The following is a 20,932-nucleotide window of genomic DNA, read 5'->3' as shown; positions in this document are numbered from 1 at the left end:
ACGAGTCAGGGGGCAGACCCGGCGCGGCGGGACGGCCCGCCGCGGGGCGGCGCCTCCGCAAGCCCTGCCCTGGGGAGGACCGCGATGCAGCACGCCGTACGGTCACGAGCAGCGATCCGCACCGGGCTGACGCCCGTTCCACGCCCGCGGACACCCGGCGTCACGTCGTTGATCGACGCCGACGCCCTGCGTGTCCTGCACCGGGCCGCCCGCACCCTGCTCGACGACCTGCCCGACCTGACCGACCGCCTGGTGGCCCTGCTGCAGGAGCAGGAGCCCGCCTACCGGGCCGCCGTCACGAAGGACGCCGCCGCCACCTGGCAGGAGGCGCACCGCTCCCTGCGGCACAGCGTGGCCTCGCTGCTCGACCCGCGCGGCGCCCGGGACGCGGCCCGTCGCTGCTCCTGGCGGATCGGCGCCGCCCGCGCCGAGCAGGGGCTCCCGCTGGACGCCCTGCTGCACGCCTTCCGCCTGGGCGGCTCGCTGGTGTGGCAGCGGCTCGTGGAGGAGACGTCCAGGGCCGCCCCCGAGGACGTACGGCTCCTCGTGCACGTGGCCGCCGACGTCTGGAATTTCGTCGACGAGCACTGCACCCTCGTCGCGGACGCCTACCGGCAGACCGAGTGGCAGATCGGCCGGCGCCGCGAGAACCGGGCCCGGCTGCTGGCCGCCGGCCTGCTCGACGGCACCGGCCGCATCGCCGACCTGCCGGAGGCCGCCCGGGCCCTGGGCCTGCCGGAACAGGGCCGATACGTCGTCGTCGCCGTCACCGGCGGCCCCCCGGCCCGGTCCGACGCCGCCCGCGCCGTCGCCGTACCGCCCGGAGCCCGCGTCCACTGGCACGCCGGGCCCGAGGTCGACTACGGCATCGTCCTGGTCGGCGCCGTGGAAGGGCTCACGGACCCGGGGCCGCCCGCGTCCCACGCCCCCGTCCCGGGCCTGCGGATCGGCGTCGGCAGCCCGGTCGAGGGACTCGCCGCCGTCGGCGACGCCCGCAGGCTCGCGGACACGGCCCTGGACATCTGCCCCGCGGCGGGCGGCACCGTACGACTGGCCGACCAGCTCCCCGCCGCCCTGGTCGTCTCCAGCCCCGAGCTGGGGCGTGCCCTCGCCGAGAAGGTGCTCGGCCCCCTGCTGCGCCTCGAGCCCGCCGACCGCGAGGTACTGCTGGACACCCTCACCACGTGGCTGGAGTGCGACGGTTCGGCCCAGCGCGCCGGTGAACGCCTCTACTGCCACCGCAACACCGTCCTCAACCGCCTCCGCCGCTGCGAACAACTCACCGGCCGCTCCCTGGCCCGCCCGGCCGACGTCGTCGAGTTCAGCCTGGCCCTGACGGCGCGACGCGTTCTGCGCGACTGAATCGGCAGCGACGCCCACGCCGGCACGGGGACGGTCTGGCCCGGCCGTCACCCGGCACCAGCGGGGTGCCGCCTTGGGTGGGGCGTCCTCTCATCGTCCGACGGGTCCTGTGCGATTGAATCGGTCGCGACGCCGACGCCGGCACAGGGGACGGTCTGGCCCGGCCGTCACCCGGCGCCAGCGGGGTGCCGCCTTGGGTGGGGCGTCCTCTCATCGTCCGACGGGTCCTGCGCGATTGAATCGGTCGCGACGCCGACGCCGGCACGGGGACGGTCTGGCCCGGCCGTCACCCGGCGCCAGCGGGGTGCCGCCTTGGGTGGGCCGTCCTCTCATCGTCCGACGGGTCCTGCGCGATTGAATCGGTCGCGACGCCGACGCCGGCGCGGGGACGGTCTGGCCCGGCCGTCACCCGGCGCCGGCGGCGTGCCGCCTTGGGTGGGGCGTCCTCTCATCGTCCGACGGGTCCTGCGCGATTGAATCGGTCGCGACGCCGACGCCGGCGCGGGGACGGTCTGGCCCGGCCGTCACCCGGCGCCAGCGGGGTGCCGCCTCGGGGGGGGGGGCGTCCCCTCACCGACCGTCCGGTGGACCCCCGGCGGGACGCCGCCGCCCGCACGACAGGTCGGCGGTGTCCCGCCGGACCGTGCGCTGTTCGGTGCCCGCCCATGGGGCTGGTCCGGCCGACGCGCGCCGGGCGGCCGTGGCGCGGCTGCCGACCGACGTACCTGGCAGCGTCGTTCGCCGATGGGCGCCTCTGTGACTCATGCCCGGTCGCCGTCCGGCGCCAGCCGTGTGTCTTCTGGGCGGGGGGCTTTCCGACCGGCCCGGTGGGTGGGCCCGTCGGCGGCATCCTGCCGATTCGTGCGCTGCCCACCGCACGCCGTCGGAGTGGTCCGGGGCCTTTCCCCGACTCTTGCCTCGGCCCCACCGGCCAAGGCCTGGCCTGCGCCGGCGCTCCGCTCCGTCGGTGCGAGCGCCGGGGCACGCCGTCCGGCCACCGCCCCCTGGGCATCCGCACAGACTCACCCGCCCCGGACTGGGACCCCGCAGCGACCCTGCCCGACCCCCCTGTACCGCCGACCGACCCCGTGCTGTCGTGAGCTCCCCCCGATCACCCGTCACCGTGCCCTCCCGGCCCGGTCCCAAGGAGCCGCGATGCCCGCAGCACCACCGGACGGCGCGCCCGCGCTGCACGTCGAGAGCCTCGACGTGACGTACGGGCGCGCACTGTCCGCCCTCCGCTCCGTGTCCCTGACCGTCCCGCACGGCGCAGTCGTCGCGCTGCTCGGTGCCAACGGCGCCGGCAAGACGACGCTGCTGCGGGCCGTCTCGGGCACCCTGCGCCTGCACCGCGGCGCGATCACGGCGGGTCGCGTCCGCTACGGCGACACGGCGCTCGACGGCCGCGACCCGGTCGCCGCCGTACGCGCCGGAGTCGTCCAGGTGCCCGAGGGCAGGCGGGTGTTCGCCGGCCTCACCGTCGACGAGAACCTGCGGGCCGGCGGACTCGGCCTCAACCGGCGCGCCCCGGCCCAGGTCCGCGAGGCCAGGGAACGGGTCTTCACCCTCTTCCCGAGGCTCGCCGAGCGCACCCGCCAGGCCGCCGGCCTGCTGTCCGGCGGCGAGCAGCAGATGCTCGCCATCGGCCGCGCCCTGATGGCGGCGCCCCGCCTGCTCCTCCTCGACGAACCCTCCCTCGGGCTCGCCCCGATGATGGTCGACCGCATCGCCGAGGTCGTCCGCGAGATCAACGCCCAGGGCACCGCCGTACTCCTCGTCGAACAGAACGCCGGCATGGCACTGTCCCTGGCCGAACACGCCTACGTCCTGGAGGTCGGCGAGATCGGGCTGTCGGGCGCCGCCGCCGAACTCGCGCGCACCGACGCCGTACGCCGCCTCTACCTGGGCGAGACCGCCGACGCAGCCGACGGCAAGGGGGCCGCGTGACCGCCCCCGTCCCCGCACCGCCCGCGCTCGACGTACGGGGCGTCACCGTGCGCTTCGCCGGTCTCCTCGCCCTCGACGACGTCTCCTTCACCGTCGCCCCCGGCACCGTGCACGCCGTCATCGGCCCCAACGGCGCGGGCAAGTCCACCTGCTTCAACGTCCTGTCGGGCCTGTACCACCCCGCCGCCGGCACCGTACGGCTCGGCGCCGCCGAGCTGACCCGGCTCGCCCCGCACCGCATCGCCGCCCTGGGCGTCGCCCGCACCTTCCAGAACATCGTCACCACCCAGGGCACCGTCGCCGACAACCTCATGCTCGGCCGGCACGCCCTGTCCCACGCCGGGTTCGCCGCCAGTGCCCTGCGCCTGCCGCGCGCCGTGCGCGAACAGCGCGAACACCTCGCCAAGGCCCGCGAGATCGCCGAACTCACCGGCCTCGGCGCCCACTTCGACGCCCCCGTCGCGTTGCTGTCGTACGGCGACCGCAAGCGCGTCGAACTCGCCCGCGCCCTCTGTCTGGAGCCCCGTGTCCTGCTGCTCGACGAACCCGTGGCCGGCATGAACGCCGCCGAACGCACCCGGACGACCCGGGTGATACAGGAGGTCCGCGCCGAACTCGGCCTGTCCGTCGTGCTGGTCGAGCACGACATGGGCCTGGTCATGCGGCTCGCCGACGAGGTCATCGTCCTCGACTTCGGCCGGGCCATCGCCCACGGCACCCCCGACGAGGTGCGGCGCGACCCCGAGGTGCTCCGCGCCTACCTGGGCACCACCACGGGGGAGGACGCGGCATGACCGGCTTCCTCGACAGTCTCCTCAACGGGCTGGCCCTGGGCTCCGTGTACGCCCTGATCGCCCTCGGCTTCGTCACCATCTTCAAGGCCTCCGGCGTCCTGAGCTTCACCCACGGTTCGCTGCTGCTGCTCGGCGGGTACCTCGTCGCCGTCCTCCACGACGACATCGGCTTCGCCGGGGCGCTCGCCGTCGCGGTCCTCGTGACGGCCGCCGCGGCCGGGGCGCTGGACCGGCTGGTGCTGCAACGCGTCGGCGGCGGCGACCCGCACGCCGCCCACGTCCAGACCATCGTCACCATCGGCGTCGACATCGTCCTGGTCACCGACCTAGCCCGGCGCATCGGCGGCGATCTGCTGCCGCTCGGCGACCCCTGGGGCTCCGCCGTGACCGACCTCGGACCGGTGACCGTGGCCGACAGCCGCATCGCCGCGATCCTCGTGTCCGCCGTCGCGATCGGCGGCGCCTTCGCCCTCTTCCGGTTCACCCCCTGGGGCCTGTCGCTGCGCGCGGCCGCCGAGGACCGAGAGGCGGCCGCCCTCATGGGCGTACGGCTCACCCGCGTCCGCACCGCCGCCTGGTGCCTGGCCGGCGCACTCGCCGCACTCGCCGCCGTCTTCCTGGTCGCCTTCCCGGCACCCGGCCTCGAACGCACCACCGGCCAGATCGCCCTGAAGGCCTTCCCGGCCGCCATCCTCGGCGGCATGACCTCCCCGGTCGGCGCCCTGGTCGGCAGCATGCTGATCGGTCTCACCGAGGCCTTCGTCGCCGGCTACCAGACCGACCTGCACGTCCTCGGCGAGGGCTTCGGCGACGTCGCGCCGTACGCCGTGATGGTGCTCGTCCTGCTGGTGCGCCCCGCCGGACTCTTCGCGGCGAAGGGAGCGGCCCGTGTCTGATCCGCGACCCCTCCTGCGCAAGCGCGGCCCGCTCCTGCTGACCGCCCTGCTCCTGTGCGCCCTGCCCTTCTACCTGGACGCATTCTGGCTCCGCATCGGCCTGTTCTCCATGGCCGCCGCCATCGGCGCCGTCGGGCTCGGCCTGCTCAGCGGCAGCGCCGGGCAACTCTCCCTCGGGCACGCCTTCTTCCTCGCCGTCGGCGCCTACGGCTACGTCTGGCTGGCGGGCGAGCCGGGCCCCGGGCTGCCGCCCGCAGTGGCCCTCGTCCTGGCCGTCCTGCTCGCCGGGGCGGCGGGCGGCCTGTTCAGCCCCGTCGCCGGGCGCGTGAAAGGCATCTACCTCGGCGTGGCCACCCTCGCGCTGGTCTTCCTCGGCCACCACGTCCTGCTCACCGCGGACTCCGTCACCGGCGGCTTCAACGGGCGCTCGGTGCCGCCGCTGGAGCTGGGCGGCTTCGCCTTCGCCGAGGGCGAGCCGGAACTCACCGTCCTGGGCGTGCCGTTCGGCGCCGAGGAACGGCTCTGGTACCTCGGTCTCGCCCTGTTCGCCGTCACCTGGTTCACCGCGCGCGGACTGCTGCGCGGACGGCCCGGGCGTGCCCTGGTCGCCCTGCGCGACAGCGAGACCGCGGCCTGCGTCATGGGCGTGCACGTGGCCCGGTACCGCTCGGCCGCGTTCGTCGTCTCGTCGATGTACGCGGGCCTCGCAGGCGTCCTGCTCGCCCTCTCCTTCCGCCGCGTGGTGCCCGACTACTTCTCCCTCGCGCTCTCCGTCGACTACCTCGCCATGATCGTCATCGGCGGCCTCGGCTCGGTGGCCGGAGCCACCGCGGGAGCGGTCTTCGTCACCGCGCTGCCCCTGCTGATGACCCGCTACGCCGACCAGTTGCCCCTGGTGGCGGCGCCCGGCTCCGGCGACGCCTCGATCGGCCCGACCGAGGCGTCCCGCTACCTCTACGGCGCGGCCATCGTCGTCATCCTCCTCTACGCCCCCGACGGCCTGCACGGACTGGCGAGCCGCACCCGGGCCCGCCTGCGCCGCCGGCCACCGGCCACCCGGCCTCCCGGCACCGGGCCGGTCACCGCCGCCACCCCCGCCACCTCCGACACCACCGCACGAGCCAAGGAGCACACCCCGTGAACGTCACGCACCCCAGGCCCCGCACCGCCCGGACCGCCGCCCTGGCCGCGGCACTGGCCGCCGTGCTGCTCGCGGGCACCGCCTGCAGCTCCAAGGCGGACGGCGGGAGCACCGACGACGTCGCCGAGGGCGTCAGGACCGGACCCGGAGTGGGCGAGAAGAGCATCAGACTCGGCGCCCTGACCGACCTCACCGGCCCCTACGCCACCCTCGGCAAGAGCATCGTGCAGGCCCAGCAGATGTGGGCCGACGAGACCAACGCCGCGGGCGGCATCTGCGGACGCCAGGTCGAGATCGTCGTCAAGGACCACGGCTACGACGTGCAGAAGGCGGTCACCGCCTACGCCGACATCGCGCCGGACGTCGTCGCCCTGCCCCAGGTCATCGGCTCCCCGGTGGTCGCCGCCCTGCTCGACGACATCGAGCGGGACCACATGCTCACCTTCCCGCAGGCCTGGGCGGCCTCCCTGCTCGGCCGGGACTCCGTCCAGGTCCTCGGCACCACCTACGACATCGACATGATCGCCGCCGTGGACTTCCTCACCCGTACCAAGAAGCTCGCGAAGGGCGACACGATCGGTCACGTCTACTTCGAGGGCGACTACGGCGCCAACGCGCTGGAGGGCTCCGAATGGGCCGCCGAACAGGCGGGGATGAAGGTCGTCGGACAGAAGATCAAGGCAACGGACACCGATCTGACCGCGCAGGTGTCCGCGCTGAGCAAGGCCGGGGTCAAGGCGATCCTGATCAGCGCCGGCCCCGCCCAGACCGCCTCCCTCGCCGGAGTGGCCGCGGCCCGCGGCCTGAAGGTGCCGATCGTCACCAGCGCGCCCGGCTACGCGCCCCAGCTGCTGAAGACGCCCGCGGCGCCGGCCCTGGAGGCCATGGTGCACGTGGTCAGCGCCGCACCGGCGGTCAGCTCCGACCTGCCGGGCGTGAAGAAGATGGCCGCCTCCTACCAGAAGGCGTACCCGGGCGAGCCCGTCGACTCCGGCGTGCTCTCCGGCTACAACGCCGCCCGGCTGATGGGGGACGACCTGAAGAAGGCCTGCGAGGGCGGCAGCCTCACCCGGCAGGACGTGGTCAAGGCGCACCGCTCGCAGAAGAACGCCGACACCGGACTCGGCACCCCGCAGAACTTCACCTACGTGACCGCACCGGCCAGCCGGTCCACCTATGTGCTCAAGCCCGACGCCAAGGCGCTCGGCGGCCTGGTCGGCGTGGAGGAGGCCCACAAGGCGGCAGGCGTGGACGCGTATCTGGCCGCACGCGGCTGACCCGATCGAGTGGCCGTCAACTGGGTTGCGTGACAATCCATTTGACGGCCACCGGATCCGGCCTCTGGTTTGGCTGACCACTAGGTCTTTAGGATGTACTGTCTGTCATGCCAGTCCAGTTGGCGCCCGTACGGAGCTGGGGGAACGATGCAAGCCGACAAGCAGCTGTCCACGGAGATCGACGCCAACGTGCCAACAGCGGCACGTATGTACGACTTCTACCTGGGCGGCAAGGACAACTACGCGGCCGACCGGGCGGCCGTCGGCGAACTCGACAAGGTCGTCCCCAGCACGCGTCGGCTGGCGCTGAACAACCGGCGTTTCCTCCAGCGGGTCGTCCGCGTCCTCGCCGAGGACTACGGCATCCGCCAGTTCCTGGACCACGGCTCCGGCCTGCCCACCCAGGACAACGTGCACCAGGTCGCCCAGCGCGTCGCCCCCGACTCCCGCGTCGTCTACGTCGACAACGACCCGATGGTGCTGGTCCACGGCCGGGCACTGCTCGACCAGAACGACCAGACCGCCGTCATCCACGCCGACATGCGGGCGACGGAGGAGATCTTCTCCCACCCCGACACCCAGCGTCTGATCGACTTCTCGCAGCCGGTCGCCGTGCTGTTCAACTCGGTCTTCCACTGCATCCCGGACAGCGACACCGACGGGCCCAAGGCGGTCGTCCGCCGGGTGACCGAGCGGCTCGCGCCCGGCAGCTTCGCCGTGATGTGCCAGCTGGTCAGTGAGGACCCCGAGGTGCGGAAGTTCGTCACGGACTTCATGGACCAGGCGACCCAGGGGCACTGGGGCCGGGTGCGCGAACCGAAGGACGTCGAGGCCCTCTTCGAGGGCATGGACATCCTGGAACCGGGTCTCGTGGAGGTCTCCACCTGGCGCCCGGACACCGAGGTGGCGCCACGTCAGCTCACGGACGAGTGGATCGAGTTCGGCGGGCTGGGGCGGCTGCGCTGAGCGCCCGCACCGACGGGCCGGCGCACCGCGACGACGGACACCACGAAGGGCCGCACGCATCGCGTGCGGCCCTTCGCGCGGTCGCCGCTCGCTACTTGGCGGCGTAGCGCATCGCGATCGTCTCGCGCAGCCGGTCCAGTGACTCGCGCGGGGTCAGCGCCTCGTCGGCCAGCCGGTCCAGCGCGACCCGATACTGCTCGGTCTCGTCCCGGTCCTCCAGGAAGTTGGCGCTCCCGATGTGCTCCAGATAGACCACGTCGGGCAGATCGGCGCCGCCGAAACGCAGATAGGTGACGGGAATCGCGGGCGCCGACGCGTTCGTCACGTCCAACGGCACGATCTGCAGCGTCACATGGGGCTGCTCCGCCATGTCGACGAGATGCTCCAGCTGCTCCCGCATGACCTCGCGGCTGCCCAGCACCCGCAGCAGCACGGACTCGTCGATGATCGCCCACAACTGCGGCGCGTCGGCGCGGCTCAGCAACTCCGCCCGGCGCTTGCGCAGCTCGACGCGGCGCCGGACCTCTCCCGCGGCGGCGTTCGGCAGGCCGCGCTCGACCACGGCCTCGGTGTAGGCGGGGGTCTGGAGCAGACCGGGGACGTACTGGATCTCGAAGGTACGGATGGTCGAAGCGGCCTCCTGGAGGCCGACCAGGCGGTCGAACCACTCGGGCATCAGGCGCTTGTCGTACCGCTGCCACCAGCCCGGTTCGCCGGCCCGCTGCAACAGCTTGAGCAGGACCGAGGCCTCGTAGGCGTCGGTGCCGTACCGCTGCAGAAGCGCGCGTACGTCGGTCTCCGTGGGCGGCTTGCGGCCCTTGCCCGACTCGATCCGGGAGAGCTTCGCGCCGCTGAACCCCACGTCGCGGGCGGCCTGGTCCTGGGAGAGGCCGGCGTCCTCGCGGAAGCCCGCCAGCTGGACGCCGACGAGCATCTTCAGCAGGGTCGGGGCCGGCTCGGCCCGCTCCAGGTAGGGCTCGAGACGGGAGATGCGATGCGACGCGGCGGACATCCTGACTCCCAGCAGACCGGCAGACTTGAAGGGAACACTATCTCATCCCATCGGTGCTCGCCGCATCCGCCCGTAGAAATCGGGTAGTTGGGCTCCGTTTGGGGCTCCGCTCGCGACCGCCGCGCCGCTCCGCCCTACAGCAGGTGGTCGAACTCGCCGTCCTTCGCCCCGGCGAGGAAGGCGGCCACCTCCGCCGGCGTGTAGACGAGCGCGGGACCGTCCGGATAGCGGGAGTTGCGCATCGCGATGCCTCCGTCCACGAGGGCGACCTCGACGCAGTTGCCCTCGGCGTTGCTGTGCCGACTCTTCTTCCAGCAGGCGTCCAACAAGCTGGCCTGCACTCCGTTGCGCACTGGTGGCACCGCGGTCTCCTTGCTGTTCGGGGGAGCGGACCGAGCCGTGCCGGTCCCCGAGCGCCCCCATCCGACTTTTTTCGCGCAATTTCTCGTGCAATTGCACGCGAGCGCTCTAAGCGTGGATAATAGCCGTGGCGTCAACCCCCCGGTTGAGGTCCCGTTCTGACGTCGCATCAGGGAGATGCTGTGCCGTCACCTGCGCATCCAACGCTCCGGTCGCCCGGCGAACCCGTGTCGGAGGCAGGCGCGACGAGCCGCCCGGCAGGGCTCCCGCACCCGGCGCGAGAGGCCGCCGGCCGGACCGAGCGGTCGCTGCCCGCCTCGTACGAGAGCCGTCCCGCCCTCGGCGGCGGGCCGGCCTCCGCCGCGCTGCGCGTCGCGTGCAGCCGGGAGGGGTTCGCCCGGGCGCGGGTCTTCACGCGGGACACGCTGCGCGGGTGGTCGCTCGAACATCGCGGTGACGACGCGGTCCTAGTGGTCACCGAACTCGTCTCCAACGCCGTGACGCACGCGGTGCCGTCGGCCGCGGCCGGTGTGCCGGAGGTCAGGCTCGGGCTCGCCCTGGGCCCGGCCCGGCTCACCCTGACCGTCGCCGACCCCGGGGACAACACGCCCGTGTTCAACCCGTCCGACGGCTCCGCACTCCGGGAGCACGGACGCGGCCTGTGCATCGTCGACGCGCTCGCGGAGGAGTGGGGCTGGGCCCCGCGTCCTCCGGCGGGCAAGACGGTCTGGGCCACGTTGTCGACCCGTCCCCTCACCTGACCCGACTGCCGCGGAAGGGCCCCACACCATGCGCAGCGCTCCGACACCCGAGCCGAGCATCCAGCGCACCGACCGTCACGCACCACCCGGCGCGCACCGCACCACCGCCCTGCTGGCCGGCCTGGACGGCGTGCCCTGGAGCGACATCCAGGACTCCACCGGCTCGGCGGCTGCCATTCCCCGGCTGTTGCGCAAGGTGGCCCGAGGTGACGCCGAAACCGCCCGCGCGGCCCTCGGTGACCTGCGCAAGCGGATCTGCCAGTACGGCTTCGTCGTCGAGCAGGCTACCGCCGCGACCGTGCCCTTCCTGTGGGAGCTGGCGCAGCGGCCCCAGGTGAGCTGCCGGGCGCAGATCATCCAGCTGTTGAAGAACATCGCCGACGCCCGGCAGTGGGAGACCACCGCCACCGCCTATCCCAAGCTGCTCAACCACCGCGAGAACCCGGTGGCCTGGGAGCGTGCGGCCCGGCAGGCCGTCCGCGCCCGGCGGGACGGGCTGGAGCGGCTGCTGGCCGAGGACGACACCGAGATCATGCGCGCCAGCACGGAACTCGCCCGCACTCTCGGGGACTGACGCCCCGCACACTCGAGGACCGAGGAGACCGGGACCCGCGCCCTCCACGGGGGAGAAGGCGCGGGTCCCCTCCACGCCTGCCGCGGCCTTCAACGGCCTTCACCGCCATCCACGGTGCGGAACGGTGTGGCGTACTGCTGGCCGACGGGGTAGGAAAGCGCGGGAAGCAAGCGCTTTCCCCACTCGGTCACCAGGAGGACCACGCCGATGGCGTCGCCGCCCGAAAAGCCGCTCGACCACCGCTACCGGGGCGAGCACCCGATACGCACCCTCGTCTACCTGTTCCGCGCCGACCGCCGCCGGCTGGCGGGCGCGGTCGCCGTCTTCACCGTCAAGCACAGCCCCGTCTGGCTGCTGCCCCTGATCACCGCCGCCATCATCGACACCGTCGTGCAGCACGGCCCGATCGAGGACCTGTGGACCAGCACCGGGATCATCATGTTCATCCTGGTGGTCAACTACCCGCTGCACCTGCTGTACGTACGCCTTCTCTACGGCAGCGTGCGCCGCATGGGCACCGCCCTGCGCTCCGCGCTGTGCACGCGTATGCAGCAACTCTCCATCGGCTACCACTCGCGGGTCAGCGCGGGCGTCCTGCAGGCCAAGGTCGTGCGGGACGTGGAGACGGTGGAACAGATGGTGCAGCAGACCGCCGAGACGGGCCTCGGCGCGTTCACCGTCCTCACCGGTGGCCTCGTCATCATCGCCGTGCGCACCCCCGAGTTCCTGCCCGTCTTCCTCGTCGTCGTCCCCGCCGCCTCCCTCCTCGTGGCCCGGCTCCGTGCCCGGCTGCGCACCCACAACGAGCACTTCCGCCACGAGGTCGAGACCCTGTCGTCCCGGGTGACCGAGATGACCCGGCTCATCCCGGTCACCCGCGCCCACGGCCTGGAGGGCAAGGCCCTGCGCCGCATGGACGGCACCCTGGACCGGCTGCTCACCTCCGGGATGCGCCTGGACCTGGTCAACGGCCGCTTCGGCTCGCTGTCCTGGGTCGTGCTCAACGTGGTCGGGGTGCTGGTCCTCGCGGGAGCCGCGCTCATCTCCTACTACGACGTCTGGGGAGTCACCGCCGGCGACGTCGTCATGCTCAGCGCCTTCCTGACCACCCTCACCAACTCCACGACCACGCTGGCGGGCCTCGCCCCCGTCATCACCAAGGGCCTGGAGTCCGTCCGTTCGGTCGGCGAGGTGCTCCAGGCGCCCGAACTGGAGGACAACGAGGGCAAGTCGGAGCTGACCTCACTGCGCGGAGCCGTCACCTTCGAGGGCGTCGGGCACCTCTACGAGAGCGACGGGCGGCCCGCGGTCAGCGACTTCACCCTCAGCGTCGAACCCGGCGAGACCATCGCCCTGGTGGGCGCGTCCGGCGCCGGCAAGTCCACCGTGCTCAACCTGGTGATCGGCTTCCTGCGGCCGACCTCGGGCCGGCTGCTGCTCGACGGCACCGACATGAACACCCTCGACCTGCGCACCTACCGCCGCTTCGTCTCGGTGGTGCCGCAGGAGTCGATCCTGTTCGACGGCACGATCCGGGAGAACGTCGCCTACGGCATGGACGACGCCGACGAGGAGACGGTGCGCGCCGCCCTGCGCGACGCCAACGCCCTGGAGTTCGTCGACCGGCTGCCGCGCGGCCTGGACACCCTGGTCGGGGAGCACGGGGCCAGGCTGTCCGGCGGACAGCGCCAGCGCCTCGCCATCGCCCGCGCCCTGATCCGCGACCCCCGGGTGCTGATCCTGGACGAGGCCACCTCGGCGCTGGACACCCGCTCGGAGGCGCTGGTCCAGCAGGCATTGGCCCGGCTGCTGCGCGGGCGCACCACGTTCGTCGTCGCGCACCGGTTGTCCACCGTGCGGGGCGCCGACCGGATCGTGGTGATGGGCGAGGGCCGGATCCTGGAGACCGGCACGCACGAGGAACTCCTCGCCGGGGGAGGGGCGTACAGCGCACTGCACAGCGGGCAGGTCGCCTGAGCCGTCTCGGAGGCTGCCGATCCGTCCGCTTTCAACTAACTCGTCGACCACTCCTGATGGCGTTCGGACAGGAAAGGACGGGATCTGGTCAATTGCGAACGCGGCCGTGCATGATGTGACTGATTCCCTGGGGTTCGGGCATACGCAGCGAAAACCGAGAGAGGGGCGCTTCGTGCTCGAACCGGACCCGAAGGTCGTCAGGGAGTTGCTGACGCGGTTCGCGTCGCTGCGGATCGCTCAGGCGGAGAGGGAAAGCCCGGAGGCGGCGCGGGAACTGGCGGACGTCAGTTACACCCTGTGCGTGATGATGGCGACGACCGCCGTCCACGACGCGGTGGCGAGGGCGGACGCGCTGCTGCTCGCCAAGGGGCGCGCGCGGGAAGTCGGCTCGCTGAACGCGGACGGGGAGAGCGGCCTGTCCCTGGCTGTGTGACACCCCCACCCGCCCACCCCGTGTCGTGGCGCGAACCGGCCACTCCGGCCCGCACCACGACACGGGAACCTACGAATCCTCCGGAGAGGTGGGGACCTTCGCCCGGAAGGCCGCACGGTAGGCGTACGGGGTGGTGCCGACCACCCGGCGGAACCGCTCGCGGAAGGCCGTCGGAGAACCGAACCCCGCCCTCCGGGCGATCCGTTCGACCGGCTCGTCCCCGTTCTCCAGCAGGTACTGGGCGCGCCGCACCCGCGCCCGCGGCAGCCACTGCAGCGGAGTGGTGCCCGTCTGCTCGCGGAACCGGCGGCTGAACGTGCGCTCGCTCATCCCCGAGCGCGCCGCCATCGCCCCGAGGGTGACCTCCCCGGCCAGGTTGTCCTCGATCCACCGCAGCAGCGGCTCCAGGTCCGAGCCGCGTGGGACGGGCGGACGCTCGTGCGCGATGAACTGGGCCTGCCCGCCCTCCCGTTCCAGCGGTACGACGCACATCCGGGCGGTGTCCGCGGCGACGGCGGACCCCAGGTCCCGGCGGATCATGTGCAGGCACATGTCGAGACCGGCGGCGGCGCCGGCCGAGGTGAGGATCTGCCCGTTGTCGACGTAGAGCACGTCCGGCCGCACCTCCACCCGCGGGTACCGGTGGCCCAGCTGCGAGGAGTCCGGCCCGCCCTCAGAGCGGGTCCTCGACGCACTGCGCCGGGCAGCCGGTGCCGGGACGCGGATCGCGTCGGTGTGCGGGCTGTCGGTGCGCACCTCGGCCGACTCCGCGCACAGACCCACCCGGTAGGGCTTGCGCCCGTCGGGCAGTCGCGTCCAGTCGAACGCCTGCATGGGTGCCGCCATGTCCAACGGAACCACGTCGTCGAGGACCAGGATCGCCACCGAGTGCATGGGCGTCACTCTGGGCGAGGTGCTGGCGAGAATCCGTTGGAAGCTGTCGTTTCCGCCGCTGTGCGGTCGTCCGTCGGCTTTCTACCTTGGACTTCGATCACCGCATCGTCCGAACTGCCCTCCGGAGCCCGGCCCATGACCAAGATCCTGCTGTCCCTTCACGTCCTGGCGGCCATCCTCGCCGTCGGGCCCGTCACCGTCGCGGCCAGCATGTTTCCCGCGGCCGTCCGCCGGGTGCCGGTGGGGGTGGCCGCCGGGGGAGGGGACGGGGCGGGCGCCGGGGACGTGGGCACCGTTCGGCTGCTGCACCGCATCTGCCGGGTCTACGCCGGTCTCGGCATCGCGGTGCCGGTCCTCGGCTTCGCCACCGGCGCCTCGATGGGCGTCCTGGGCGACGCCTGGCTCGTCGCGTCCATCACCCTCACCGCGGCCGCCGCGGGACTCCTGGTCGCCTTCGTCCTGCCGCGTCAGGAGGAGCTTCTGGAACAACTGACCGACCTGCGGCCCGTCGAGCGGGCCCGTACGGCCCGGCTGGCCATGTTCACCGGGGTGTTCAACCTGTTGTGGGCCACGGTGACCGTGCTCATGATCGTGCGGCCCGGGTCCACCACCGGTGCCTGAAGGCCGTTCACATCCTGGCCGAATGCGCACCCCCGCGTGAACGGGCGCCTAGACTGCTCAGTCGCGCCTCCGTACGGGGGCGGACGACACGAAAGGCACGTTGACGGGTGTTCCAGGATTCCCCCATCTACGACCGACTCGTCGCCGAACGCGGTGACGTCCCCGACCAGGTGCGGCGGGACGCCGAGCGTGTGAGCAGGGAACTGGAGGTGGTCATGCGTCCCTTGCGCACCCCCGGGCACCTGCCCGGTGCCGAACGCCGGCCGTCCCCCGGCGCCGGCTGGCAGCGCACCGCCCTGCTGCCCGGCCCGCGCCCGAGCTGACCGTCGGCCGCGTCGCGCGGGGCCCCGTGACGGGCGCACCGGCCCTCACCCGGCCGCCACCGTGCCCGGACCGCCTACGTCCACCGGATCCGCGGCGCCGGGCCGGGCCAGCCAGTCGGCGATGGTCCGGGCGATCGGCTGGCCCGTGTCCACCTCGACGAAGCCGAACTGTCCCGACTGGTTGCACTCGAGGAACCACCAGGTGCCGTCGCCGTCCTCGGCGAAGTCCAGGGCGCCATAGGCCAGTCCGGCCGCCCGCAGGTAGGCCCGGACCCCCTCGGCGACGCGCGGCGGCACCTCGGCCGGGCGCCACGGTTCGCCCGAGGCGGTGAAACGGACGTCCACCTCGTCGGGGCCCAGATGCGCGAGCGCCGTCTTGCGAGCGGCCAGCAACTCCTCGCCGACCACCGTCAGCCGGACGTCGGCACGCTTGGCGACCCGGCGTTGCAGCAGCGTCGGGCCGTGGGCGACGGCGGAGAAGTCCGCCTCGGGCGGAACCCGGCTGGTCGGCACGGCCAGGGGCGGATCCTGCGGATGGGCGCCCGAGACGGGCTTGACCACCAGGTCCGGGTAGCGCTCGGCGAACTCGCGGGCCGCCCGGGGAAACGTCGTGATCAGCGTCGCCGGCACCGGCAGCCCGCACTGCTGGGCGAGACGCAGCTGCCAGGGCTTGTACCTGGCCCGGTGCGCGGCATCGGGCTGGTTCATCCAGCGCGCCCCCGAACCCCGGAGCATGCCGTACAGCGCCTGGCCGGACTCCTCGGTCAGCCACGCGGACGGTTCGGCGGCCCGGGTGGCCGCGCCGCCCGGCCTGCGCACCCAGACGGACCGCAGCCCGCCGATGCTCACCAGGCGTCCCCCCGAGGACAGATGGCCCCGGAAGGAGCCGTGCACGAACTCGCCGGACAGCGCGACGGAGTCGGTGAGGTCGGCGGGGTCCAGGCGGACCACCGGTACTCCCGACGCGTTCAGGTGCACCACCACCATGTCCGCGGTGACGTCCTCTTCACTGGTCAGGATCAACACGGTCATTCTCGGCGGCCCGTGTTCAGTCGTCGAAGTGAGTCTTCGACCCCGCGGTGGAGGTCGTGGTCCCCAGCTCTCTCAGCAGCGCGTGGTCGCAGGCGGCCACCCGCCCGTCGAGGAGCACGTTCAACTGCAGCCCGGAGTCGTAGACGTACGGAGTGGTGGCTTCCAACTCCACTGCCGGCCGTGCGTAGTTGAGCGCGAACGGTTGCATCGTCTCTCCCTAGTCGGTGCTGCGCCGATCAGACGACGGCCCTTCGCGCCGCCGTCTGGTCCGCCGACTTCCTTCGGCTTCCAGAGACTTATACGAATCGAACGGGTGATTGGTTTCCTTACGCTGCGTAGTCACCGGGCGGGCCGGTGGTCCGACGCCGGTCGGCGGCCCCGCGCCGGCCGCCGATCCGGCCGCGCGTGGAGCGCAGCGCCAGCAGCAGCACGCCGATGTCGTCCAGGTAGACCGGATCGGGCAACAGGTCCGCCGGGAGCACCAGGTAGAGGACGGCGCCCCAGAACACCCAGCGCGGCCCCGTGGGAAGGCCGGCCCGCCTGAGGTCCCGCCGGGTGCGGACCAGGCGCACCAGCACGGCGACCGCCGCCGCGAGCACGAGCGCCGCGAGCAGCACCGCCACGACGATCACAGTGGTCGTATCCACGGACCCCTCCTCCGCGGCGCGCGGCACGCGCCCTTCTGTCCGGATGCCCGCTCCCGGCGGCCGCAAGACCGGTGGACGGGGTCTCTCATCCCTGTGGCCCACCGGAGTGGCACGGCGCCGTGGACGTGCCTAGTAATGGCAGCACACAGCGCGAGTCGCATGTCGGGGACGCAGGGCGGCCGCACCCCCATCACACGGAGAGATCATGACCACCGGCTCTTCATCAGCTCGCTCGCCCGAGTACGCCATATCCGCCTTGGACCTGCCCACCGGGGAGACCACCACGACCACGGGCACGGCACGACCGCCGGGCGCGGATCCCGGTGCCCGGACCTCCGCGGAACGGCCCTCGCCCGAGCGGGACAGCGACATGTGGGACGTCGACTTCGACGACGACGACCTCCCCGAACTCGAGCCCGACCCCGACCTCCCCGCTTCCGGCTCCGACGGTCCCGGCCCCCGGCAGCCCGGGCCCGGCGAGGCCGACGCCGACGCGGACCCCCACGCCGACCCGCACGCCCACGCCGACGTCCACGACGAGGCGGCGCGGACCCACGGCGATCCCGTCGGCGACCTGGTGCGCGCCGCCGTGGCCGACCGTCCGCTGGAGGAGGTCGTCGACCTGATCACCACGCTGGAGAAGTCGCCGCGGTACGCGCAGGCCACGACCGACGCGCTCCGTGCCGTCGGCGTGAACCGGTCCGTCGAGGACGTCACCCGGCTGGTGGGCCTGCTGACCCGGCCGCCGCGCCACTCGGACAGCGCGGACGAGGCGATCCGGGCCGCGGCGGAGTGCCGCTCCGTGGAGGACGTGACCCGGCTGATGGCGCTGCTGCACCGCACGCCGCTGGAACCGCACTGCGGACAGGAGGCCGTGCGGGCCGCCGCCACCGGCCGGCCGGTCGAGGAGCTGGTCGAACTGATCGGCCGGCTCGCCGAGGACGGACACCTGCGCCCGGAGCGGCCCGACGCCCGGCATCTGCGGGCGGCCCGGGACGCGGCCGACGAGGACGACGGACGGGAGCCCGCCGCCCGGCCGGGGGGACGCGGCGGCGCGTTCGGCGCAACGGACCGCCGCGGCCGCGAACGCCGCATGCGGCCGCGCCCGTTCCGCCGGGGACGCGACGCCCGGGACGCGAGCGCCGCGGCGCGCGAGGGCGACGAGACCCGTTCGGCGCGCGACCGCGACAGGCCCCGCACCCCGCGCGACCGCGACGACGCCCGCGCCGCGCGCGACCGCGACAAGGCCCGCGCGGCACGGCGCGCCGCGCGGGGCCCGGTGTGGCCGGCCTGGCTCACCGCCGCGGTCCTGGCCGGGTGCGGCGTGGTCTACTTCCCGCTGCACCGCGGTGACGCCTCCGCACAGGCCTACGGAGTGGCCCTCGGCCTGTCGGCGCTCTGCCTGGTGCTGGCCCTGCTGCTGACCGTGCGGTCGGCCGTACCGCTGCTGGCCGCCGCGGTGGTGGGACCGGCGGCGCTCGCCGCCGCCAAGCTCTACGGCAGCGCCACCCCCTCGGCGCGGGTCTCCCCGGTCACCGACCTCACGCTCGCCCCGACCTGGATCGCGGTCGCGGTGGCCGTGGCCGCCTCCCTCGTCGCGCTGACGGCGCTGTGCGTGCGGGTGGCCGCGCCGGCCTCCGCGCGGCGCCGGCCGGCGCGCCGGGTGGCCGTGGCGAGCCGTACCGCGGCGGACTGAGCGCGCCCGCCCGCGTACGCGCCCACGAAGCGGCCCGCGCCGGACGGTCGTCCGGCGCGGGCCGCGGGCATCGCGGTGCTCAGACCCCGAGCATGCCCGGGGGATGCTCGTGTGCCAGCAGGGCGGTGAGCACCCGGTCCGGAGTCAGCGGCAGTTCGCGGAAGCGGATGCCGGTGGCGTGGTGGACGGCGTTGCCGACGGCCGCCGCCGAGCCCACGATCCCGATCTCCCCGATCCCCTTGCTGCCCATGGGGTTGAGATGGTCGTCCTCCTCGTCGACCCAGTGCGCCTCCAGGTCCGCGACGTCCGCGTGCGCGGGCACGTGGTACGACGCCAGATCGCGCTCGACGAAGTCGCCGAAGACCGGGTCCACCGTGCTGTCCTCGGTCAACGCCATCCCCAGGCCCATCGTCATGCCCCCGATGAACTGGGAGCGGGCCGTACGGGCGTTGAGGATGCGCCCGGCGGCGAAGACGCCGAGCAGCCGGGTCACCCGTACCTCGCCGGAGACGGTGTCCACGGTCACCTCGGCGAAATGGGCGCCGAACGCGTGCCGGGCGTAGGGGCTCTCGGCGTCCGCCTCGCCGGAGGTGTCGGCATCGGCGGTGACCCCCTCGTCGGGCAGCGGCCCCGAGTGCTCCGCCAGCCGGCCGGCCAGCCGGGCGCACGCCTCGTGCACGGCCGATCCCCAGGACGCGGTGCCCGAGGAACCGCCGGCCATCGGGGCGAATCCGATGCCGCTGTCGGCCACTTCGATCCGCACCCGCTCCAGCGGGGCGCCGAGGGCGTCGGCGGCGACCTGCGCGAGCACCGTACGGGCGCCCGTGCCGATGTCGGTGGCGTTGACCCGTACCAGGAAACCGCCGTCCGGCAGCGCCCGCGCCGAGGCGACGCACGGGGAGACCAGCACCGGGTAGGTGGCCGAGGCCACCCCGCTGCCGACGAGCAGGGGCCCGGCGGAGCGGGAGCGGGGACGGGGGTCGCGGTCCTCCCAGCCGAAGCGCCGGGCGCCCTCGCGCAGACACTCCACCAGGTGCCTGCTGCTGAAGGGCTTTCCGCTGTCCGGCTCGGTCTCCGGTTCGTTGCGGATCCTCAGCTCCACCGGGTCGACGCCGAGTTCCGCGGCCAGTTCGTCCATGGCGGACTCGAGGGCGTACATGCCGGGACACTCGCCCGGCGCCCGCATCCACGACGGCGTGGGCACGTCCAGCGCCGCCACACGGTGCAGCGTGCGCAGCGCGGGGGTGCCGTACATGACGCGGGCGGGGACCGCGGCCTGCTCCACGAACTCCTTCACCCGAGAGGTGTGCGTCGTCACCTCGTGCACCAGGGAGGTGAGCCGGCCGCCGGCGTCCGCGCCCAGGCGCAGCCGGTGCAGGGTCGGCGCACGGTGCCCGACGACGGCCGGCAGGTAGCGGCGCGGCAGCGCGACGGTCACCCGCCGCCCCGTCTCGCGCGCCGCCAGCACGGCCAGCACCACCTCGGGACGCGGGGTGCCCTTCGAGCCGAACCCGCCGCCCACGTGCTCGGCGCGCACCGTGATCCGGTCCTCGGGCAGCCCGAACAGGCGCGCCAGTTCCTTCTGCACCGCCGTGGTGCCCTGGCTGGAGCAGTGCACGCTCAGCCGGTCGCCGTCCCACTGCGCCGTGCTGGTGTGCGGCTCCATGGGGTGGTTGTGCAGCGGCGGCACCGAGTACTCGACGTCCACCCGCCGCGCCGAGGCGGCGAAGGCGGCGTCCGGGTCGCCGTGCTCGGTGACGGCCGGGAAACCCCCGTTGGCCGACTCGGGCACGTACGCCCCGGGATGCGAGGCGGTGAGGGACACGTCGTGGGGTTCGGCCTCGTACGTGATGCGGACGGCGGCGGCGCCGGCGCGGGCCGCCTCCAGCGTCTCGCCCACCACCACGCCCACGAACCAGCCCCGGTGCGGGACGTGCGGGCCCTGCAGCACCGCCAGGGTCGGGTCGTCGGGATCGCCGAGGCGGGGCGCGTTCTCGTGCGTGAGCACCGCGAGCACACCGGGCAGCGCGAGCGCCGGCGCGGTGTCGACGCCGGTCACCCGGCCGCGCGCGACCGTCGCCGGCACGGGCCAGGCCTGGGCGCGGCCGGGCGCGTCGAACTCGGCGGCGTAGCGGGCGGTGCCGGTGACCTTCTCCCGCCCCTCCCGGCGCTCGACGGGAGCGCCCAGGACGGCATCGGTGGCGGTCATGGAGTCCTCC

The 20,932-nt window shown here is 73.6% G+C and carries 21 protein-coding genes; 14 read left to right on the top strand and 7 right to left on the bottom strand.

Annotated elements, in window-relative coordinates; genetic code table 11:
* Positions 1-84 precede the first annotated feature (84 nt).
* From D1J63_RS02055 to D1J63_RS02025, 7 genes are all read left to right on the top strand, one after another.
* Positions 85-1,362: a helix-turn-helix domain-containing protein gene (locus tag D1J63_RS02055; RefSeq protein WP_125627451.1), complete on the top strand. Its 1,278-nt coding sequence runs from the start codon at positions 85-87 to the stop codon at positions 1,360-1,362.
* A gap of 1,155 nt (positions 1,363-2,517) precedes the next feature.
* A complete protein-coding gene (locus tag D1J63_RS02050; protein WP_125627450.1) occupies positions 2,518-3,309 on the top strand; it encodes an ABC transporter ATP-binding protein in 792 nt (263 codons plus the stop codon).
* Positions 3,306-4,103, top strand: a complete 798-nt coding sequence (locus D1J63_RS02045) for an ABC transporter ATP-binding protein (RefSeq protein WP_125627449.1) — start codon at positions 3,306-3,308, stop codon at positions 4,101-4,103. Before D1J63_RS02050 ends, D1J63_RS02045 begins: the two co-directional genes overlap by 4 nt.
* Positions 4,100-4,999 (top strand): branched-chain amino acid ABC transporter permease, encoded by a 900-nt coding sequence (locus tag D1J63_RS02040; RefSeq protein WP_125627448.1) that lies wholly within the window; start codon positions 4,100-4,102, stop codon positions 4,997-4,999. The genes D1J63_RS02045 and D1J63_RS02040 overlap by 4 nt, the downstream gene beginning before the upstream one ends.
* Positions 4,992-6,140, top strand: coding sequence for a branched-chain amino acid ABC transporter permease (locus D1J63_RS02035; RefSeq protein ID WP_125627447.1), 1,149 nt, complete (start codon positions 4,992-4,994; stop codon positions 6,138-6,140). Before D1J63_RS02040 ends, D1J63_RS02035 begins: the two co-directional genes overlap by 8 nt.
* Positions 6,137-7,417: an ABC transporter substrate-binding protein gene (locus D1J63_RS02030; protein WP_125627446.1), complete on the top strand. Its 1,281-nt coding sequence runs from the start codon at positions 6,137-6,139 to the stop codon at positions 7,415-7,417. The genes D1J63_RS02035 and D1J63_RS02030 overlap by 4 nt, the downstream gene beginning before the upstream one ends.
* Positions 7,418-7,564: 147 nt before the next feature.
* Positions 7,565-8,383, top strand: coding sequence for an SAM-dependent methyltransferase (locus D1J63_RS02025; RefSeq protein ID WP_125627445.1), 819 nt, complete (start codon positions 7,565-7,567; stop codon positions 8,381-8,383).
* 91 nt (positions 8,384-8,474) lie between these two features.
* Here the strand turns inward: D1J63_RS02025 and D1J63_RS02020 are convergent, their stop codons facing one another.
* Together D1J63_RS02020 and D1J63_RS02015 are read right to left on the bottom strand one after the other, a co-directional pair.
* Complete coding sequence (locus D1J63_RS02020; protein WP_125627444.1) at positions 8,475-9,395, bottom strand: helix-turn-helix transcriptional regulator; 921 nt, start codon at positions 9,393-9,395, stop codon at positions 8,475-8,477.
* Positions 9,396-9,529: 134 nt separating this feature from the next.
* A complete protein-coding gene (locus tag D1J63_RS02015; protein WP_061440777.1) occupies positions 9,530-9,757 on the bottom strand; it encodes a DUF397 domain-containing protein in 228 nt (75 codons plus the stop codon).
* 180 nt (positions 9,758-9,937) lie between these two features.
* On the opposite strand from D1J63_RS02015, the gene D1J63_RS02010 reads away from it, so the two are divergent.
* The 4 genes from D1J63_RS02010 to D1J63_RS01995 all read left to right on the top strand — a co-directional run bounded on the left by D1J63_RS02010 (position 9,938) and on the right by D1J63_RS01995 (position 13,500).
* Positions 9,938-10,516 carry an ATP-binding protein gene (locus D1J63_RS02010; protein WP_102928132.1) on the top strand — a complete coding sequence of 193 codons (579 nt, stop codon included), beginning with the start codon at positions 9,938-9,940 and terminating at the stop codon, positions 10,514-10,516.
* Between the two features lie 28 nt (positions 10,517-10,544).
* The gene (locus D1J63_RS02005; protein WP_164712686.1) at positions 10,545-11,090 is read left to right on the top strand and encodes a hypothetical protein; all 546 of its coding nucleotides are present in this window, start codon (positions 10,545-10,547) and stop codon (positions 11,088-11,090) included.
* A 207-nt stretch (positions 11,091-11,297) separates the two neighbouring features.
* The gene (locus D1J63_RS02000; RefSeq protein WP_125627443.1) at positions 11,298-13,067 is read left to right on the top strand and encodes an ABC transporter ATP-binding protein; all 1,770 of its coding nucleotides are present in this window, start codon (positions 11,298-11,300) and stop codon (positions 13,065-13,067) included.
* A gap of 172 nt (positions 13,068-13,239) precedes the next feature.
* The gene (locus D1J63_RS01995; protein ID WP_164712685.1) at positions 13,240-13,500 is read left to right on the top strand and encodes a DUF5133 domain-containing protein; all 261 of its coding nucleotides are present in this window, start codon (positions 13,240-13,242) and stop codon (positions 13,498-13,500) included.
* 69 nt (positions 13,501-13,569) lie between these two features.
* Here D1J63_RS01995 and D1J63_RS01990 read toward each other — a convergent pair whose 3' ends face one another.
* Positions 13,570-14,394, bottom strand: a complete 825-nt coding sequence (locus D1J63_RS01990; protein WP_125627441.1) for a helix-turn-helix domain-containing protein — start codon at positions 14,392-14,394, stop codon at positions 13,570-13,572.
* Positions 14,395-14,529: 135 nt separating this feature from the next.
* Here D1J63_RS01990 and D1J63_RS01985 point away from each other — a divergent pair, with 135 nt between their 5' ends.
* Both D1J63_RS01985 and D1J63_RS01980 read left to right on the top strand, forming a co-directional pair.
* The gene (locus D1J63_RS01985) at positions 14,530-15,015 is read left to right on the top strand and encodes a hypothetical protein (RefSeq protein WP_125627440.1); all 486 of its coding nucleotides are present in this window, start codon (positions 14,530-14,532) and stop codon (positions 15,013-15,015) included.
* Positions 15,016-15,122: 107 nt separating this feature from the next.
* Positions 15,123-15,338 (top strand): hypothetical protein, encoded by a 216-nt coding sequence (locus D1J63_RS01980; RefSeq protein ID WP_102928128.1) that lies wholly within the window; start codon positions 15,123-15,125, stop codon positions 15,336-15,338.
* Positions 15,339-15,383: 45 nt separating this feature from the next.
* Here D1J63_RS01980 and tgmB read toward each other — a convergent pair whose 3' ends face one another.
* From tgmB to D1J63_RS01965, 3 genes are all read right to left on the bottom strand, one after another.
* Entirely contained in the window at positions 15,384-16,370 is a 987-nt protein-coding gene (tgmB, locus tag D1J63_RS01975; RefSeq protein WP_125627439.1) for an ATP-grasp ribosomal peptide maturase, read from the bottom strand.
* Between the two features lie 16 nt (positions 16,371-16,386).
* Positions 16,387-16,578 (bottom strand): putative ATP-grasp-modified RiPP, encoded by a 192-nt coding sequence (gene tgmA, locus D1J63_RS01970; RefSeq protein WP_003978169.1) that lies wholly within the window; start codon positions 16,576-16,578, stop codon positions 16,387-16,389.
* A gap of 118 nt (positions 16,579-16,696) precedes the next feature.
* Positions 16,697-17,017, bottom strand: coding sequence for a YkvA family protein (locus tag D1J63_RS01965; protein WP_164712684.1), 321 nt, complete (start codon positions 17,015-17,017; stop codon positions 16,697-16,699).
* 205 nt (positions 17,018-17,222) lie between these two features.
* On the opposite strand from D1J63_RS01965, the gene D1J63_RS36870 reads away from it, so the two are divergent.
* Complete coding sequence (locus D1J63_RS36870; RefSeq protein ID WP_125627438.1) at positions 17,223-18,713, top strand: hypothetical protein; 1,491 nt, start codon at positions 17,223-17,225, stop codon at positions 18,711-18,713.
* A 79-nt stretch (positions 18,714-18,792) separates the two neighbouring features.
* Here D1J63_RS36870 and D1J63_RS01955 read toward each other — a convergent pair whose 3' ends face one another.
* On the bottom strand, positions 18,793-20,922 hold the full coding sequence (locus tag D1J63_RS01955) for a xanthine dehydrogenase family protein molybdopterin-binding subunit (protein WP_125627437.1): 2,130 nt from the start codon (positions 20,920-20,922) through the stop codon (positions 18,793-18,795).
* Positions 20,923-20,932: the final 10 nt, after the last annotated feature.

This window comes from Streptomyces sp. KPB2 (assembly GCF_003950055.1).
In the GTDB taxonomy this organism is placed as follows: Bacteria; Actinomycetota; Actinomycetes; order Streptomycetales; family Streptomycetaceae; genus Streptomyces; species Streptomyces salinarius.
This window is presented reverse-complemented; position numbering and strand designations above follow the sequence as displayed.

Coding starts and splice junctions, on each gene's coding strand:
- D1J63_RS02020 (WP_125627444.1), bottom strand. CDS start 9,395: ATGTCCGCCGCGTCGCATCGCATCTCCCGTCTCGAGCCCTACCTGGAG.
- D1J63_RS02000 (WP_125627443.1), top strand. CDS start 11,298: ATGGCGTCGCCGCCCGAAAAGCCGCTCGACCACCGCTACCGGGGCGAG.
- D1J63_RS02040 (WP_125627448.1), top strand. CDS start 4,100: ATGACCGGCTTCCTCGACAGTCTCCTCAACGGGCTGGCCCTGGGCTCC.
- D1J63_RS01955 (WP_125627437.1), bottom strand. CDS start 20,922: ATGACCGCCACCGATGCCGTCCTGGGCGCTCCCGTCGAGCGCCGGGAG.
- D1J63_RS02025 (WP_125627445.1), top strand. CDS start 7,565: ATGCAAGCCGACAAGCAGCTGTCCACGGAGATCGACGCCAACGTGCCA.
- D1J63_RS02050 (WP_125627450.1), top strand. CDS start 2,518: ATGCCCGCAGCACCACCGGACGGCGCGCCCGCGCTGCACGTCGAGAGC.
- D1J63_RS02055 (WP_125627451.1), top strand. CDS start 85: ATGCAGCACGCCGTACGGTCACGAGCAGCGATCCGCACCGGGCTGACG.
- tgmA (WP_003978169.1), bottom strand. CDS start 16,578: ATGCAACCGTTCGCGCTCAACTACGCACGGCCGGCAGTGGAGTTGGAA.
- D1J63_RS36870 (WP_125627438.1), top strand. CDS start 17,223: ATGACCACCGGCTCTTCATCAGCTCGCTCGCCCGAGTACGCCATATCC.
- D1J63_RS01985 (WP_125627440.1), top strand. CDS start 14,530: ATGACCAAGATCCTGCTGTCCCTTCACGTCCTGGCGGCCATCCTCGCC.
- D1J63_RS02005 (WP_164712686.1), top strand. CDS start 10,545: ATGCGCAGCGCTCCGACACCCGAGCCGAGCATCCAGCGCACCGACCGT.
- tgmB (WP_125627439.1), bottom strand. CDS start 16,370: ATGACCGTGTTGATCCTGACCAGTGAAGAGGACGTCACCGCGGACATG.
- D1J63_RS01990 (WP_125627441.1), bottom strand. CDS start 14,394: ATGCACTCGGTGGCGATCCTGGTCCTCGACGACGTGGTTCCGTTGGAC.